The organism is Priestia sp. TSO9, from assembly GCF_021029645.1.
Classification (GTDB): domain Bacteria; phylum Bacillota; class Bacilli; order Bacillales; family Bacillaceae_H; genus Priestia; species Priestia megaterium_E.
Genome location: NZ_JAJEKD010000006.1, coordinates 1 through 16,394 on the forward strand (window position 1 = coordinate 1; position 16,394 = coordinate 16,394).

Genomic DNA, 16,394 nt, shown 5'->3' on the forward strand with positions numbered 1-16,394 from the left:
TAGTAAGATCCCTGAAAGATGATCAGGTTGATAGGTCAGAGGTGGAAGCGTGGCGACATGTGTAGCTGACTGATACTAATCGATCGAGGACTTAACCAAACTTTTAAAAGCGTAAGCTTTACTCAGCAAACTGTTATCTAGTTTTGAGAGAACAATCTCTTGTTTGGTGGCGATAGCGAAGAGGTCACACCCGTTCCCATACCGAACACGGAAGTTAAGCTCTTTAGCGCCAATGGTAGTTGGGACTTTGTCCCTGTGAGAGTAGGACGTTGCCAGGCCAATAAAAAGACTAGTCATTCAATGACTAGTCTTTTTTTGTTTCTAAAAATTACAGCGTGAATTTAACTTTTAAATTATGTTACACTATAGTGGATTCATTTAATTTTTTATTATAAAAGTTCTTTTTGACGTTGTAAGAAACTTCTTTCAAACTGGAGGCTGCATTTTGGGTAAGAAATCAAAAAAAGTACTATACGAATTACAGGAAAATGAAACAATCGCAAATTGTTTAGATCGGATGAAAAAAGATGGGTATATGCCCGTTCGACGCATGGAAAAGCCTATCTTTGAAGAAAAAGAAATAAATGGTAAAAAAGAGTATGTTCCGGTAAAGCAACAGATTGTTTTCGAAGGGAAAAGTCTCTAAATACGAACATTTTAATGATAAAAATAGTAAACATTCGATTTTTGGGTTGACTTTTTTCTGGTTTGGCTGTTATTATTAAGTTGTCAATTGAGATATCCGAAACCTCATATAATAGTGGGAATATGGCCCACGAGTTTCTACCCGATGACCGTAAATCATTGGACTATGAGGAGAGTACAATTACTAAATAGGTAAACATGATTCCTTTTCAAAAGGAATGTTGATACATGAAACCTAGGGTAGTTGTGGCTTTCCTTTAGTGAGCCATAACGTACCCTAGGTTTTTTTATAACGTGAAAAAGGAGCTTTTATTCATGAATGTAAAAGTTGCTGTTGTAATGGGCAGTCAGTCAGACTGGAGCACTATGAAATATGCGTGTGACATTTTAGATGAATTAAATATTGAATATGAAAAGAAAGTTGTATCAGCACATCGAACGCCGGATTATATGTTTGAGTACGCTGAAACTGCTAAAGAACGAGGGATTAAAGTTATTATTGCTGGCGCTGGTGGCGCTGCTCACTTACCTGGTATGATTGCTGCAAAAACAATTTTACCTGTAATAGGTGTACCGGTTAAATCAAGTAACTTAAATGGTTTAGATTCACTTTTATCGATTGTTCAAATGCCGGGCGGCGTACCGGTAGCTACAGTAGCTATTGGAAAAGCTGGTTCTACGAACGCAGGCCTGCTAGCAGCACAAATCTTAGCAACACAGGATCCAACGTTAAGTGATCAACTTGAAAATCGTAGAGAGTCTATTAAATCATCCGTGTTAGAAAGTAGTGATCAACTTGTCTAATTTACTTATACCTCCTGGTAAAACAATTGGAATCGTAGGCGGTGGACAGCTAGGAAGAATGATTGCACTATCTGCTAAAGAAATGGGTTATTACATTGCAGTGCTTGAACCAACAGAAGATTCTCCTTGCGGTCAAGTAGCAGATATTAAAGTCATTGGCAACTATGATGATAGAAAAGCGGTTGAACAGCTTGCTGAAGTGTCAGATGTCATCACCTATGAATTTGAAAACGTTGATGTTGAGATGATGAAATGGCTAGAAACAAAATGCTACGTGCCACAAGGCAGTCATTTACTAGCCGTTACACAAAATCGTCGTTTAGAAAAAGAAATGATTACAAAGCTTAATCTAGACGTTCCTGATTACGCAATCGTTACGACTGAAGAAGAACTTTTAAAAGCTGTCGAAACAATTGGTTATCCATGTGTCGTAAAAACTTGCCGAGGCGGATATGACGGTAAAGGGCAAGTTCTAGTGAAAAATGAGAATAATATTCGTGAAGCAGCTGAGCTATTAGCACAGTCGGAATGCATTGTAGAACAGTGGATGAACTTAGATAAAGAAGTATCAGTTATTGTACACCGCAATGCAAAAGGCGAAACGGTATGTTTACCAGTAGCTGAGAACATTCATAAGCATCATATTTTGCACCAAACGATTGTTCCGGCACGTATTACAGCAGATCAAGAAGCGAAAGCTCTTCAATATGCGCAAGAAATAGCAAAAGGATTAGATTTAGTTGGTACATTAGCAGTTGAGATGTTCCTAACTGAAGAAGGTCAGCTTTATATAAATGAAATGGCACCTAGACCTCATAATTCAGGTCATTATTCAATCAATGCTTGTGATCTTTCTCAATTTCAGCAGCATGTAAGAGCCATTTGTAACTGGACCCTAGCACAGCCGACTTTATTAAAACCTGCTGTTATGGTTAACCTATTAGGGGAACATATTGAGAACACAATGGCAAAAATCGAATGTTTAGATGATATGCACTTGCATTTGTACGGAAAAAAAGTTGCAAAAGAGAAGAGAAAAATGGGACATATCACGGTATTAGCTGATAAGATAGATGAGGCGATAGAAAAAGCCGAATCTCTAGGAATTTGGGAAAGAACGGAGGAAGTAACAACATGATTGAACGTTATACAAGACCAGAAATGGCAGCTATTTGGACAGAAGAAAATAAATTTAAAGCTTGGTTAGAAGTTGAAATTCTAGCTTGCGAAGCATGGTCAGAATTAGGACATATTCCGAAAGAAGATGTGAAGTTAATTCGTCAAAATGCATCTTTTGATATTAACCGCATCAATGAAATTGAATTAGAAACGCGTCATGACGTAGTAGCTTTCACTCGTGCAGTATCTGAAACGCTTGGTGAAGAGCGCAAGTGGGTACACTACGGTTTGACTTCAACTGACGTAGTTGATACAGCTCTATCTTATTTATTAAAGCAAGCTAATGAAATCTTGCTAAGTGACGTAGAGCGCTTTGTAGAAGTACTAAAGGAAAAAGCTCAAGAACATAAGTATACGGTTATGATGGGACGTACGCACGGTGTACACGCTGAGCCAACGACATTTGGTTTGAAAATGGGATTATGGTACGAAGAAATGAAGCGTAACCTAGAGCGTTTAAAACGTGCTGCAGCTGAAGTGGAATTCGGTAAAATGTCAGGAGCAGTTGGAACGTTCGCTAACATCGATCCTTTCGTTGAAAAATACGTATGTGAGAAGTTAGGAATTTCACCAGCACCAATCTCTACGCAAACATTACAGCGTGACCGTCATGCACACTATATGTCAGTACTAGCGTTGATTGCGACATCTATTGAGAAATTTGCAGTAGAAGTTCGCGGTCTTCAAAAGAGTGAAACACGTGAGGTTGAAGAGTACTTTGCAAAAGGTCAAAAAGGATCATCTGCAATGCCTCATAAACGTAATCCAATCGGTTCTGAGAACGTAACGGGACTTGCTCGCTTAATTCGCGGCTATATGGTTACAGCTTATGATAATGTACCGCTTTGGCATGAGCGTGACATCTCTCATTCATCGGCAGAGCGTGTTATCTTACCTGATGCAACGATTGCTTTAAATTACATGTTAAATCGTTTTGCAAACATTGTTAAAAACTTAACAGTATTCCCTGACAATATGAAGCGCAACATGGATCGTACACTAGGATTAATTTACTCACAGCGTGTGCTGTTAACACTAATCAATAAAGGCATGGTACGCGAAGAAGCATACGACTTAGTACAGCCAAAAGCAATGGAAGCATGGGAAACGCAAGTTCCTTTCCGTTCTTTAATTGAAGGCGAAGAGCGCATTACTCGCCACTTATCACCAGAAGAGATTGAAGATTGCTTCGATCATAAGCACCATTTAAAAAATGTAGATATGATCTTTGAACGTTTAGGTCTTTAATAAAAAAGGCAAGGCACGTCCTTGCCTTTATCTAAGATAGTGTATCTGAATATTCTGTATGTAGAGGTGACAGCATGGAAAAGCAAGAGTTACTTTATGAAGGAAAAGCGAAAAAAATTTACGCTACTGATGAGCAAGATGTATTGTGGGTTGCTTATAAAAATGAAGCTACAGCATTCAACGGTCAGAAAAAAGCGGAGATTAGCGGAAAAGCACAGTTGAACAATCAAATTAGTAGTTTACTATTTTCAATGTTACATGAGCAAGGGATTACAACTCACTTTGTGAAGCAGCTTTCAGATCATGAACAAGCGGTTAAGAAAGTAGAAATTGTCCCGCTTGAAGTTGTTGTACGAAATGCTACAGCAGGAAGCCTTGCGAAGCGAATTGGCGTAGAAGAAGGTATTCGTTTTGAACAGCCAATCGTTGAACTTTATTACAAAGACGATGCGCTTGGTGATCCGTTAATTCTTGCAGAACATGCGATTTTCCTTAAGGCTGCAACTCAAGAAGAGATTGATAGTTTAAAGGCACAAGCACTTCAAATCAACGAAATATTATCGAAATTTTTCAAAGATAAAGATATTTTCTTGGTAGATTTTAAATTAGAATTCGGCCGTACTTCTCAAGGCGACATTATTTTAGCGGATGAAATTTCACCTGACACTTGCCGCTTCTGGGATGTTCATACGAACGAAAAATTAGATAAAGATGTATTCCGCAGAGATTTAGGCGGTTTAACAGAAGCATACGAAAAAATCTTACAGCGAATCGGAGGATAACCCAACCATGTATAAAGTAAAAGTATTTGTCACATTAAGAGAAAGTGTATTAGACCCTCAAGGAGTAGCCGTTAAAAATTCATTGCACCGTATGTCTTATGAAGAAGTAGAAGAAGTACGCATCGGTAAATTTTTAGAGCTAACAATCGACAGCACAGATTCATTAGATGAACGCGTAAAAGAAATGTGTGAAAAGCTTTTAGTTAATACAGTAATTGAAGATTACCGTTACGAGGTTGAGGAGGTTGTCGTACAGTGAAATTTGCTGTAATTGTTTTTCCAGGATCAAACTGTGACGTCGATATGTATCATGCTATCAAAGATGAGCTTGGTGAAGAAGTAGATTACGTTTGGCACGATACAGAATCATTAGATCAATATGATGGTATCTTGCTTCCAGGTGGTTTCTCATATGGAGATTACCTTCGTTCAGGTGCTATCGCTCGCTTCTCAAATGTAATGGACGCTGTAAAAAAAGCAGCAAGCCAAGGAAAGCCAGTACTAGGTGTATGTAATGGATTCCAAATTTTATTAGAAGCAGGATTACTGCCAGGTGCTATGCGCCGTAATGAAAACTTAAAATTCATCTGTAAAACAGTGAATTTGAAAGTAGCTAATAACGAAACAATGTTTACAAATGCTTATGGCAAAGATGAAGTAATTGCTATTCCAGTGGCACACGGTGAAGGCAACTACTATTGTGATGAACACACGTTACAAAAATTGATTGAAAACAACCAGATTCTTTTCCAATACGCAGGTGATAATCCAAACGGAAGTCTTCAAGATATTGCAGGGATTACGAACGAAACAGGCAACGTATTAGGAATGATGCCTCACCCAGAAAGAGCGGTAAGCGATCTTTTAGGAAGCGCGGACGGACTTAAATTATTTCAATCAATCGTAAAGCAGTGGAGGGAACAAAATGTCGTTACTTCTTGAACCAAATGTAGAGCAAATTAAAGAACAAAAGTTATATCGAGACATGGGATTAACAGACGAAGAGTTTGCGAATGTAGAGCAACTGCTTGGTCGTACTCCTAATTATACAGAAACAGGTTTATTCTCCGTTATGTGGTCAGAGCACTGCAGTTATAAAAACTCTAAGCCTGTACTGAAAAAATTCCCTATCACGGGTGAAAAAGTATTACAAGGTCCTGGTGAAGGAGCTGGTATCGTTGATATTGGTGACAACCAAGCCGTTGTATTTAAAATCGAAAGTCATAACCATCCATCAGCGATTGAACCTTATCAAGGAGCAGCAACTGGTGTAGGTGGTATCATTCGTGACGTCTTTTCAATGGGAGCAAGACCGATTGCACTTTTAAACTCTTTGCGTTTTGGTGAATTAACATCTCCAAAGGTTCGTCATTTGTTTGAGGAAGTAGTAGCGGGAATCGCAGGTTACGGTAACTGTGTAGGAATCCCAACAGTAGGCGGAGAAATTCAGTTTGAAGCTTCATATGAAGGAAATCCACTTGTTAACGCTATGTGTGTGGGTTTAATTAATCACGAAGACATTCAAAAAGGTCAAGCTAAAGGCGTTGGCAACACGGTTATGTACGTAGGAGCAAAAACAGGCCGCGACGGCATCCACGGCGCAACATTTGCTTCTGAAGAATTATCTGATCAGTCAGATGAAAAACGTCCTGCTGTACAAGTAGGAGATCCATTTATGGAAAAACTTCTTCTTGAAGCTTGCTTAGAACTTATCAAGTGTGACGCTTTAGTCGGTATTCAAGATATGGGTGCTGCGGGCTTAACAAGTTCTTCAGCAGAGATGGCAAGTAAAGCAGGTTCTGGTATTGAAATGAACCTTGATCTTGTACCTCAGCGTGAAACAGGTATGACACCATATGAAATGATGCTTTCAGAATCTCAAGAGCGCATGCTCATCGTTGTTGAAAAAGGCCGTGAAAACGAAATTGTAGAAATCGTAGAAAAATACGGATTAGAAGCTGTTTCAGTTGGTCACGTAACCGACGATAAGCGCCTTCGTTTAACTCATAACGGAGAAGTAGTAGCAGATGTTCCTGTAGATGCATTAGCAGAAGATGCACCGGTATACCATAAGCCATCTCAAGAGCCAGCATACTATCGTGAGTTCCAAGAGCAGTCAGCATATGCTCCTACTGTTGAAAATCACAGTGATATGTTAGTAACACTTTTAAAACAGCCTACTATTGCAAACAAAGAGTGGGTTTACAACCAATATGACTATCAAGTACGTACAAACACAGTTGTATCTCCTGGATCTGACGCGGCGGTTGTTCGTGTACGTGATACAAATAAAGCATTAGCGATGACAACAGACTGTAACTCTCGCTATTTATACCTAGACCCAGAAGTAGGCGGCCGTATTGCAGTAGCAGAAGCTGCTCGTAACCTTGTATGTTCAGGTGCACAGCCTCTTGCAATTACAGACTGCTTAAACTTCGGTAACCCTGAAAAACCAGAAATCTTCTGGCAAATTGAAAAAGCAACAGACGGTATGAGCGACGCTTGCCGTGAGCTATCGACTCCGGTTATCGGCGGTAACGTATCTCTTTACAATGAAACAAAAGGTGAAGCAATTTACCCAACTCCTGTTATCGGAATGGTTGGTTTGATCGACGATATCAACCATATTACAACTCAATATGCGAAGCAAAAAGATGACTTAATCTATGTTATTGGTAAAGCAGAAGCAGAATTCGCAGGTACTGAGCTTCAAAAAGTACTAGAAAACGGTACGGTATTTGGGCATTCACCTAAATTAGATTTAGCAGTTGAAAAAACACGTCAAGATCAGCTTCTTCAAGCAATTCGTGAAGGTGCAGTTCAATCTGCTCACGATATTGCAGAAGGAGGATTCGCGGTAGCCCTAGCTGAAAAAGTGATGAACGGCAGCGGATTAGGTATAGACGTAACGGTAGACGGCGAAGCAACAGCAGAGCTATTCAGTGAAACACAATCGCGTTTTATCGTAACGGTTTCTCCAGAGAATAAAGAAAAATTCGAAATGCTTGTACAAGATGTAACATTAGTAGGACGCGTAACAGAAGACGCAACATTAACTGTTAAACATCAAGAAAATGTTCTTGTTCAATTATCAGTTGAAGAATTAACTACTGCTTGGAAAGGAGCGCTTCCATGCTTGCTGAAATCAAAGGCTTAAACGAAGAATGTGGCGTATTCGGTGTATGGGGACATGAAAATGCAAGCCAGATTGCTTATTACGGTTTGCATAGCTTGCAGCACCGCGGACAAGAAGGCGCTGGTATTGCTGTAACAGACGGAGAAAAAGTGACAGTAATGAAAGGCGTCGGTCTTGTTAACGAAGTATTTGGCCACGGAGAGTTAGAGCAACTAAACGGTAAAGCAGCAATTGGACACGTTCGTTATGCAACAGCTGGAGGCGGAGGGTTTGAAAATGTTCAACCCCTTCACTTCCGCTCTCATAGCGGAAGCCTTGCGTTAGCTCATAATGGAAACTTGGTTAATGCAAATGCATTAAAGCATCAGCTGGAAAACCAAGGGAGTATTTTTCAATCAACATCAGATACAGAAGTACTTGCTCATTTAATTAAACGAAGCGGCTATGAAGATATGAAAGATAAAGTAAAAAATGCTTTATCCATGGTTAAAGGCGCATACGCATTCGTTATCTTAACAGAAGATACGATGATGGTTGCACTTGACCCTCACGGATTGCGTCCGTTATCAATTGGACGATTAGGTGATGCTTATGTAGTAGCTTCTGAAACATGTGCGTTCGATATTGTTGGAGCAGTTCATGAGCGTGATGTAGAGCCGGGTGAATTACTCATTATTAACGATGAAGGTATTCAATCAGAACGTTTCACATTAAACGTAAACCGCGCAATTTGCAGTATGGAATATATTTATTTCTCAAGACCAGATAGCAATATTGATGGAATCAATGTTCACTCTGCTCGTAAAAACCTTGGGAAACAACTTGCAGTTGAGTCACCGATTGAAGCAGACGTTGTAACAGGCGTTCCCGATTCAAGTATTTCAGCAGCGATTGGTTTTGCAGAACAGTCAGGAATTCCATACGAATTAGGTTTAATTAAGAATCGATACGTAGGCCGTACGTTCATTCAGCCTTCACAAGAATTGCGTGAACAAGGTGTAAAAATGAAGCTGTCTCCTGTACGTAAAATTGTAGAGGGTAAACGTGTTGTCATGGTAGATGATTCTATCGTTCGCGGCACAACAAGCCGTCGCATTGTTCGTATGCTTCGAGAAGCAGGAGCAACTGAAGTACATGTACGCATCAGTTCACCACCTATCAAAAATCCATGTTTTTATGGAATTGACACGTCGTCATCCTCTGAGCTAATTGCTGCTACGCGCTCTGTTGAAGAAATTCGTGAATTGATTGAAGCTGATTCACTTGTTTTCTTAAGCAACGAAGGGTTAGTAGATGCAATCGGCAGACAGTATGAAGGCAACGGCGGACAGTGTATGGCATGTTTCACTGGAAAGTATCCAACTGAAATTTATCCAGATACTGTACACCCTCATGAAAAGGTAACTTGTTAGTTTTAACGTAAAAAAGGAGTGACAACATGTCATATTCATATAAACAAGCTGGAGTTGACTTAGAAGCAGGATATGAAGCTGTTTCACGTATTAAAAAGCACGTAGAACGCACTGCTCGTGCAGGTATTATGGGAACAGTCGGCGGCTTTGGCGGAATGTTCGATTTATCTACATTGAATTTAAAAGAGCCTGTTCTTGTTTCTGGTACAGATGGAGTAGGAACAAAATTGAAACTTGCTTTTCAGATGGATAAGCATGACACAATCGGTGTGGATGCAGTGGCCATGTGTGTAAACGACGTTTTAGCACAAGGAGCAGAGCCTCTTTACTTCTTAGATTATATTGCTTGCGGGAAAGCAGTTCCTGAAAAAATTGAATCGATTGTAAAAGGAATTGCAGACGGCTGTGAACAATCTAACTGTGCGTTAATTGGCGGAGAAACAGCTGAAATGCCAGGTTTATACGAAGAAGATGAATATGATCTTGCAGGGTTTACAGTAGGAGCAGTAGAAAAGTCAGAAATTATTACTGGAGATGAGATTAAAGCTGGACAGCTGTTGATCGGTATTTCATCTAGCGGTATTCACAGCAATGGCTACTCTCTTGTACGTAAAATCGTTGATGATCAAGGATTAAATCTTCAAGAAACTTACGCTGGTTTTAACGAAAAGCTTGGAGTTGAGTTATTAACGCCAACAAAAATATACGTGAAGCCTGTCCTAAAAGCATTACATGCAGCTAAGATTGCAGGTATGGCTCATATTACTGGAGGCGGGTTTGTTGAAAATATCCCTCGTATGCTTCCTGAAGGTTTAGGTGTAGAAATTGATTACGGTTCTTGGCCAATTCCATACGTGTTTGATTTCCTTGAAGAGCAAGGCAAGCTGGACCGTAAAGAAATGTTCGAAGTATTCAACATGGGAATCGGATTTGTTTTAGCTGTTGAACCTGAAGATATGAATAAAGTCATTGAAGCAATTGAAAACGAAGGCGAAAAAGCATTTGTTATCGGACGTGTAAAAGAAGGAACAGGTGTTGAATTTGCTGGAGGGACGTTTGCATGATAAATATTGCAGTGTTTGCTTCTGGAAACGGCAGTAACTTTCAATCCATCTACGAAGCAACTCAGTCAGGTCGATTAAAAGCAAATATTGCGCTTGTTGTTTGCAATAAACCCGATGCATACGTAATTGAACGAGCAAAAGCATGTGGAATACCATGCTTTGTTTGTTCGCCTAAAAACTATGAAAATAAAGAAGCGTATGAAGCAGCAATTCTTGCAGAGCTTACATCAGCTAAAGTAGAATTTCTTGTTTTAGCAGGATATATGCGATTAGTTGGTTCGACGTTGCTTAAGCCATACAAAAATCGTATTGTTAATATTCATCCGTCGCTTTTACCTGCATTTCCTGGGATTGATGCTATTGGTCAAGCTTTTGATGCAGGAGTAAAAGTGATTGGAATTACCGTGCATTTTGTAGATGAAGGAATGGATACAGGACCAATTATTGATCAGCAGGCTATTCGCATTGAAAAAGGCGATACAAGAGAAACCGTTGAGGCCCGCATTCATGAAATTGAACATCAATTTTATCCCGCGGTACTAAATGAATTATTTGAACAAGCCGCAGTTAAATAAATAGGATGTAACCTTGTCAAAAAAGTTTTAATCCTTTACTATGGTAGAGTAGTAGTGAAAGAAAGATTTTAAATGAGAGATCGGATCAGGAGGAGTTTACAAAATGACAGCAAAACGCGCACTTATTAGCGTATCTGATAAAGAAGGTATTGTTTCATTTGCACAAGAATTAAAGGACTTAGGAGTAGAAATTATTTCAACTGGCGGTACAAAGCGTACTCTAGAAGAAAACGGCATTGACGTTATCGGAATTTCTGAAGTAACTGATTTCCCAGAAATCTTAGACGGTCGTTTAAAAACATTGCATCCTAACGTTCACGGTGCCTTATTAGCGTTACGCGATAATGAAGAGCATCAAGCACAAATGAAAGAGCATAATATCTCGCCAATCGACTTTGTAGTTGTAAACTTATATCCATTTAAAAAGACAATTGAAAAAGAGGATGTAACGCTTGCTGAAGCGATTGAGAATATTGACATCGGTGGACCTACAATGCTTCGTTCAGCTGCGAAAAACTATCGTTCTGTCTCAGTTGTAGTAGATCCAAGCGATTACGCAACCGTAGTAGAAGAGTTAAAAGCTGATGGCAATGTTTCATTTGAAACCAATCAACGATTAGCAGCAAAAGTATTCCGTCATACGGCAGCTTATGATGCATTAATCGCTGAATACTTAACAAACATTACAGGTGAAACAACTCCTGAGAAATTAACAGTAACGTATGAGCGTGTTCAAGGCTTACGATACGGAGAAAATCCTCACCAACAAGCTTCTTTCTATAAAAAGCCGTTAACACAAAAAGGTTCTATTGCAACAGCTACGCAGCTGCATGGAAAAGAGTTATCATACAATAATATCAACGATGCAAATGCAGCTCTTCAAATCGTAAAAGAATTCAAAGAGCCGGCTATCGTAGCGATTAAACATATGAATCCTTGCGGTGTAGGTGTGGGTGAAACAATTGCTCAAGCTTATCAAAAAGCATACGAAGCGGATCCTACATCTATCTTTGGCGGTATCGTAGCAGCTAACCGTCCTATCGACCGTGAAACGGCTATTCAGTTAAAAGAAATTTTCTTAGAAATCATCATTGCTCCTGCGTTCGATCAAGAAGCATTAGATGTATTAACAGCTAAGAAAAACCTTCGTTTACTAACGATCGAACTTGATGAAAAGGCAGAAAAAGAAGCTTTCTTAACATCTGTAAAAGGCGGCGTGCTTGTTCAGGATGAAGATGTATTCGGATTTGATGATGCAACGATTACTGTTTCAACGAAACGCGAGCCAACAGAAAAAGAGTGGGCAGATTTAAAATTAGCATGGAAAGTTGTTAAAAATGTTAAGTCTAATGCTATTGTACTTGCAAAAGATGACATGACAATCGGCGTAGGGGCTGGTCAAATGAATCGCGTAGGCGCTGCAAAAATTGCGATTGAACAAGCTGGTGAAAAAGCACAAGGTTCAGCTTTAGGTTCAGATGCGTTCTTCCCAATGGGCGATACAGTAGAAGAAGCAGCTAAAGCAGGAATCACAGCTATTATTCAGCCAGGCGGATCAATTCGTGATGAAGAGTCAATTGCAAAAGCAGATGAATACGGCATTGCAATGGTATTTACAGGCGTAAGACATTTTAAACATTAATGAGGTGAAGAACGTGAATGTTTTAGTTATTGGAAAAGGCGGAAGAGAGCATACAATTGCATGGAAAGCTTCAAAAAGTCCACTTGTTAACGAAGTGTTTGTAGCACCAGGAAATCCGGGCATGAGAGATGTGGCAACGATTGTACCAATCGATGAAAGCAGCCAAGAAGAGCTTGTGCTATTTGCAAAAGAAAACAAGATTGGATTAACAATTGTTGGACCAGAAAATCCGCTAATTGAAGGCATTGTTGATCGATTTGAACAAGAAGGTCTTCCAGTCTTTGGACCGCGCAAACAAGCAGCGATGATTGAAGGAAGCAAAAGCTTTGCAAAAGAGCTCATGAAAAAGTATGATATTCCAACCGCAGCGTATGAAACATTTACGTCTTACGAGGAAGCAAAAGCATATGTGGAAAAGCAAGGCGCTCCAATTGTTATTAAAGCAGACGGCTTAGCGGCTGGTAAAGGTGTAACTGTTGCTTTAACAGTGGAAGAAGCTGTAGATACATTACGTGATTTTCTAGTTGACCAAAAATTTAAAGAAGCAAGTGCAAAAGTAGTTGTAGAAGAATTTTTGGATGGTGAAGAATTTTCATTAATGGCATTTGTACGCGGTACAAATGTATATCCAATGGTAATTGCACAAGATCATAAGCGTGCTTTTGACGGCGATCAAGGTCCGAACACAGGAGGCATGGGAGCTTACTCTCCTGTTCCGCAAATCAGTGATGCAGAAGTACAAGAGGCTGTAGAAAACATCTTACTTCCAATGGCTAAAGGATTAGCTGAAGAAGGCTGTGAGTATACAGGAATTCTATATGCTGGTCTGATTCAAACACAAAAAGGACCAAAAGTTATTGAATTTAATGCGCGTTTTGGAGATCCTGAAACACAGGTCGTACTGCCGCGTATGAAAAGCGATTTAGTCGACGTGCTTCTTCGCATTTTGAAAGAAGAAAAAGTAGAAATTGAATGGGATGATGAAGCGGCTATCGGAATCGTATTAGCAGCAGCAGGCTACCCAGAAGATTATCAAAAGGGTGCGCCAATTAACGGTTTGGATGCGATTAGTGAAGACGCGCTTGTTTTCCACGCTGGTACAGCTTTAGAAAACGACACATACGTTTCAAACGGCGGCCGTGTTCTATTAGTAGGTGCTAAAGGAGCAACTCTTCAAGAAGCGCAGCAAGAAGTATACAAGCAAATGGCTCATATCGATGTAGAAAAAGGCTTTTTCTACCGCAGAGACATCGGCCATCGTGCATTAACAAAAGCAGCTTTAAAATAAAAAAGGAGAGCTTAGGCTCTCCTTTTTACCTTATGAAGGATTATACGTTTCTTCATTTCCATTTGGATGGTGTTCATGTTCATCATGTTTTTGACATGAATCATATGCGTACGTAAGAGGGCAAAAACGCGTGATGCCTTCTGCAACTTTTAAAGCTCCCATTAACCCTAAGAAGATGTATGAATCTTTGTACGGTCTGCGAGATAAACGAGATGTTGTCCAAGAAAGAAGGGTAAAGCCCAGTGTAAGTCGAATTAATGCGTTAACAATACCGATATTTGGTTTCATGTTTTATCACCTTTATTCATAAAATTAATAACAGTTTCTGAATGCGTTTACATCACGGATGTGTTACGATAAAAATACATAGTAAATTAGGGGGAATTTAGTATGCCGGAACAAAGATACCGCTGGAAAAGCAAACATATTAGACAGCAGCTCTTAGTATTAAACGGTCAAAAAGCACCAACTATTGTCTTAAAAGATGCAACATATTTGAACGCTCGAATGAAGCAGTGGAAAAAAGCACATATTTGGGTTTACCAAGATCGTATTGTATACGTTGGCTCAGAGATGCCTAAGCACACAGACGCTTCTACAGAGATTATAGACTGCAGTGATAAATATGTGGTTCCTGGGTATATTGAGCCGCATGTTCACCCGTTTCAGTTATATAATCCCCAGACTTTTTCCCAATATGCAGCTAAGCACGGAACAACGACTTTATTTAATGATAATTTAATTCTCGCTTTACAGCTTGAACAAAAAACGGCATTTTCATTGATTGAAGAAATGAAAACGTTACCACAATCGCTGTACTGGTGGTGCAGATTTGATTCGCAGACGGAAATTGATGAAGAGGCTGACATCTTCTCACATACGAACATTACTTCTTGGCTACAAAATGAAGCTGTCTTACAAGGAGGCGAACTGACAAGTTGGCCGAAGCTTTTAGACGGAGATGATTTAATGCTTCACTGGGTTCAAGAGACAAAACGGATGAGAAAGCACATTGAAGGACATTTCCCGGGGGCGTCAGCATTTACCTTGGCAAAAATGAAATTGCTCGGGGCAGACAGCGATCATGAGTCTATGACGGGGGAAGATGTTGTTGCTCGGTTAACACAAGGCTATGACGTTGCTTTGCGCCACTCTTCAATTCGGCCGGATTTGCCAAAATTGCTGCAGGAGTTAAAAGAGCTGCAGGTAGATTATTTTGACCATATTACGATGAATACAGACGGTTCTCCGCCGTCTTTTTACCAAAATGGCGTGTCAGATATGTTAATTACATTAGCTATTTCAGAAGGGGTTCCCCTGTTAGATGCTTATAATATGGTGTCTGTAAATATTGCTCGCTATTATAACATGGAACATTTGCACGGGCATGTAGCAACAGGCTGTGTGGCTAATATTAATATTTTAGAAGATCCTATGCGACCTACTCCGGTCTCTGTGCTAGCAAAAGGAAAGTGGATGAAAAAAGAAGGCAAAGAACAAGCATTAGCCTCAGCAGAATTTCCTTGGGAAAAGTTTGGTTTTTCACCGTTAAAGTTGGACTTTGATTTAACGATGGACGATTTTCAATTTTCAATGCCAGTAGGCGTAAAAATGAAAAATGCTGTTATTATGGAGCCGTATTCAATTCACTTGAATGTGAGCGGAGATGTATTAGCCTCTGATCATGATGAAAGTTTTTTAGTGCTGGTGGACCGAGAAGGCAAGTGGCGGATCAATACGCTGTTAAAAGGATTTGCCACAAATGTATCGGGACTGGCGAGTTCATTTTCAAATACAGGTGATTGTATTTTAATTGGAAAATCGAAAAAAGATATGATGTGTGCATTTAAACGTATGAAAGAAATTGGAGGGGGTATTGTCATTACCGAAGGTGAGAAAGTAGTATACGAACTGGATCTTCCGTTAAAAGGAGTCATGTCGAATCTGCCGATGGAGGAGTTAAGTAAACGAGAGGTAGAACTCAAGAAAGTGCTGGGTGAGCGAGGATACCAGCACGATGATCCTGTCTATTCACTGCTGTTCTTTTCGTCTACACATTTGCCTTATATTCGTATCACGCCAGTAGGAATTTATGACGTTATGAATAAAAAAGTACTTTTTCCGTCTATAATGCGTTAAAATATAAAAGTATCAAAGGAATTTGAAATTTGTATGAAATTGGCTGTCTTCATACAGAATGAATGTATGTGCAAATAAATATAGAAACTGTATTTTATAGATAGAAACAACTAGTAAAGAAAGCCAATGATAAAGGAGTTCGATACGATGCAAATCAACAAACTACGAGGAAAAGAATTAGATCAGCTATTTCAAGCGATTTTATCATTAGAAAACATTGAAGAATGCTATCAATTTTTTGATGACCTATGTACAGTTAATGAAATTCAATCATTAGCACAGCGCTTAGAAGTGGCAAGAATGCTAAGAGAAGGCAACACGTACCATAAAATTGAGACGGAAACTGGAGCAAGCACAGCGACTATTTCCCGTGTTAAACGCTGCTTGAATTATGGAAGCGATGCGTATCAAATGGTGCTAGAACGCCTTCAAGAAGATTCAAATCAAAAGTAAAGCGTATGGCTGAAGCAGCCATACGCT

The 16,394-nt window shown here is 39.6% G+C and carries 16 protein-coding genes, 2 rRNA genes and 1 riboswitch; of the genes, 17 read left to right on the plus strand and 1 reads right to left on the minus strand.

Going from position 1 to position 16,394, the window contains the following annotated elements:
- From LJC66_RS01205 to purD, 15 genes are all read left to right on the plus strand, one after another.
- Positions 1 to 99, plus strand: a 23S ribosomal RNA gene (locus tag LJC66_RS01205); the annotation flags it as partial.
- 63 nt (positions 100 to 162) lie between these two features.
- A 5S ribosomal RNA gene (gene rrf / locus LJC66_RS01210) occupies positions 163 to 278 on the plus strand.
- A gap of 167 nt (positions 279 to 445) precedes the next feature.
- Positions 446 to 646 carry an NETI motif-containing protein gene (locus LJC66_RS01215; protein ID WP_230931665.1) on the plus strand — a complete coding sequence of 67 codons (201 nt, stop codon included), beginning with the start codon at positions 446 to 448 and terminating at the stop codon, positions 644 to 646.
- Between the two features lie 84 nt (positions 647 to 730).
- Positions 731 to 832: riboswitch (purine riboswitch) on the plus strand.
- 128 nt (positions 833 to 960) lie between these two features.
- Positions 961 to 1,449, plus strand: a complete 489-nt coding sequence (purE, locus tag LJC66_RS01220; RefSeq protein ID WP_013055034.1) for a 5-(carboxyamino)imidazole ribonucleotide mutase — start codon at positions 961 to 963, stop codon at positions 1,447 to 1,449.
- A complete protein-coding gene (purK, locus tag LJC66_RS01225) occupies positions 1,442 to 2,587 on the plus strand; it encodes a 5-(carboxyamino)imidazole ribonucleotide synthase (RefSeq protein WP_013081438.1) in 1,146 nt (381 codons plus the stop codon). Before purE ends, purK begins: the two co-directional genes overlap by 8 nt.
- Positions 2,584 to 3,876, plus strand: a complete 1,293-nt coding sequence (gene purB, locus LJC66_RS01230; protein WP_013055036.1) for an adenylosuccinate lyase — start codon at positions 2,584 to 2,586, stop codon at positions 3,874 to 3,876. Before purK ends, purB begins: the two co-directional genes overlap by 4 nt.
- 74 nt (positions 3,877 to 3,950) lie before the next feature.
- A complete protein-coding gene (gene purC, locus LJC66_RS01235) occupies positions 3,951 to 4,658 on the plus strand; it encodes a phosphoribosylaminoimidazolesuccinocarboxamide synthase (protein ID WP_013055037.1) in 708 nt (235 codons plus the stop codon).
- Positions 4,659 to 4,665: 7 nt separating this feature from the next.
- The gene (purS, locus tag LJC66_RS01240) at positions 4,666 to 4,917 is read left to right on the plus strand and encodes a phosphoribosylformylglycinamidine synthase subunit PurS (RefSeq protein WP_013055038.1); all 252 of its coding nucleotides are present in this window, start codon (positions 4,666 to 4,668) and stop codon (positions 4,915 to 4,917) included.
- A complete protein-coding gene (purQ, locus tag LJC66_RS01245; RefSeq protein WP_013055039.1) occupies positions 4,914 to 5,600 on the plus strand; it encodes a phosphoribosylformylglycinamidine synthase subunit PurQ in 687 nt (228 codons plus the stop codon). The genes purS and purQ overlap by 4 nt, the downstream gene beginning before the upstream one ends.
- Complete coding sequence (gene purL / locus LJC66_RS01250) at positions 5,584 to 7,815, plus strand: phosphoribosylformylglycinamidine synthase subunit PurL (RefSeq protein WP_195695580.1); 2,232 nt, start codon at positions 5,584 to 5,586, stop codon at positions 7,813 to 7,815. The genes purQ and purL overlap by 17 nt, the downstream gene beginning before the upstream one ends.
- The gene (gene purF / locus LJC66_RS01255) at positions 7,791 to 9,206 is read left to right on the plus strand and encodes an amidophosphoribosyltransferase (RefSeq protein ID WP_013055041.1); all 1,416 of its coding nucleotides are present in this window, start codon (positions 7,791 to 7,793) and stop codon (positions 9,204 to 9,206) included. Before purL ends, purF begins: the two co-directional genes overlap by 25 nt.
- 26 nt (positions 9,207 to 9,232) lie before the next feature.
- Positions 9,233 to 10,270, plus strand: coding sequence for a phosphoribosylformylglycinamidine cyclo-ligase (gene purM, locus LJC66_RS01260; RefSeq protein ID WP_013081441.1), 1,038 nt, complete (start codon positions 9,233 to 9,235; stop codon positions 10,268 to 10,270).
- Entirely contained in the window at positions 10,267 to 10,845 is a 579-nt protein-coding gene (gene purN, locus LJC66_RS01265; protein WP_014461934.1) for a phosphoribosylglycinamide formyltransferase, read from the plus strand. Before purM ends, purN begins: the two co-directional genes overlap by 4 nt.
- 103 nt (positions 10,846 to 10,948) lie before the next feature.
- Positions 10,949 to 12,487 carry a bifunctional phosphoribosylaminoimidazolecarboxamide formyltransferase/IMP cyclohydrolase gene (purH, locus tag LJC66_RS01270; protein ID WP_230931666.1) on the plus strand — a complete coding sequence of 513 codons (1,539 nt, stop codon included), beginning with the start codon at positions 10,949 to 10,951 and terminating at the stop codon, positions 12,485 to 12,487.
- A 13-nt stretch (positions 12,488 to 12,500) separates the two neighbouring features.
- The gene (purD, locus tag LJC66_RS01275) at positions 12,501 to 13,775 is read left to right on the plus strand and encodes a phosphoribosylamine--glycine ligase (protein WP_230931667.1); all 1,275 of its coding nucleotides are present in this window, start codon (positions 12,501 to 12,503) and stop codon (positions 13,773 to 13,775) included.
- Between the two features lie 30 nt (positions 13,776 to 13,805).
- Here purD and LJC66_RS01280 read toward each other — a convergent pair whose 3' ends face one another.
- Complete coding sequence (locus LJC66_RS01280; protein ID WP_016762773.1) at positions 13,806 to 14,063, minus strand: YgaP family membrane protein; 258 nt, start codon at positions 14,061 to 14,063, stop codon at positions 13,806 to 13,808.
- A 102-nt stretch (positions 14,064 to 14,165) separates the two neighbouring features.
- On the opposite strand from LJC66_RS01280, the gene LJC66_RS01285 reads away from it, so the two are divergent.
- Positions 14,166 to 15,914 carry an adenine deaminase C-terminal domain-containing protein gene (locus LJC66_RS01285; protein WP_230931668.1) on the plus strand — a complete coding sequence of 583 codons (1,749 nt, stop codon included), beginning with the start codon at positions 14,166 to 14,168 and terminating at the stop codon, positions 15,912 to 15,914.
- A 147-nt stretch (positions 15,915 to 16,061) separates the two neighbouring features.
- Positions 16,062 to 16,367 (plus strand): YerC/YecD family TrpR-related protein, encoded by a 306-nt coding sequence (locus LJC66_RS01290; RefSeq protein ID WP_013055048.1) that lies wholly within the window; start codon positions 16,062 to 16,064, stop codon positions 16,365 to 16,367.
- The last annotated feature ends 27 nt before the right edge of the window (positions 16,368 to 16,394 follow it).

What these genes read in the sequence shown, in the direction of transcription:
- purE (WP_013055034.1), top strand. Translation starts at nt 961, where the DNA reads ATGAATGTAAAAGTTGCTGTTGTAATGGGCAGTCAGTCAGACTGGAGC.
- purB (WP_013055036.1), top strand. Translation starts at nt 2,584, where the DNA reads ATGATTGAACGTTATACAAGACCAGAAATGGCAGCTATTTGGACAGAA.
- purC (WP_013055037.1), top strand. Translation starts at nt 3,951, where the DNA reads ATGGAAAAGCAAGAGTTACTTTATGAAGGAAAAGCGAAAAAAATTTAC.
- purS (WP_013055038.1), top strand. Translation starts at nt 4,666, where the DNA reads ATGTATAAAGTAAAAGTATTTGTCACATTAAGAGAAAGTGTATTAGAC.
- purL (WP_195695580.1), top strand. Translation starts at nt 5,584, where the DNA reads ATGTCGTTACTTCTTGAACCAAATGTAGAGCAAATTAAAGAACAAAAG.
- purF (WP_013055041.1), top strand. Translation starts at nt 7,791, where the DNA reads ATGCTTGCTGAAATCAAAGGCTTAAACGAAGAATGTGGCGTATTCGGT.
- purM (WP_013081441.1), top strand. Translation starts at nt 9,233, where the DNA reads ATGTCATATTCATATAAACAAGCTGGAGTTGACTTAGAAGCAGGATAT.
- purN (WP_014461934.1), top strand. Translation starts at nt 10,267, where the DNA reads ATGATAAATATTGCAGTGTTTGCTTCTGGAAACGGCAGTAACTTTCAA.
- purH (WP_230931666.1), top strand. Translation starts at nt 10,949, where the DNA reads ATGACAGCAAAACGCGCACTTATTAGCGTATCTGATAAAGAAGGTATT.
- LJC66_RS01280 (WP_016762773.1), bottom strand. Translation starts at nt 14,063, where the DNA reads ATGAAACCAAATATCGGTATTGTTAACGCATTAATTCGACTTACACTG.
- LJC66_RS01285 (WP_230931668.1), top strand. Translation starts at nt 14,166, where the DNA reads ATGCCGGAACAAAGATACCGCTGGAAAAGCAAACATATTAGACAGCAG.
- LJC66_RS01290 (WP_013055048.1), top strand. Translation starts at nt 16,062, where the DNA reads ATGCAAATCAACAAACTACGAGGAAAAGAATTAGATCAGCTATTTCAA.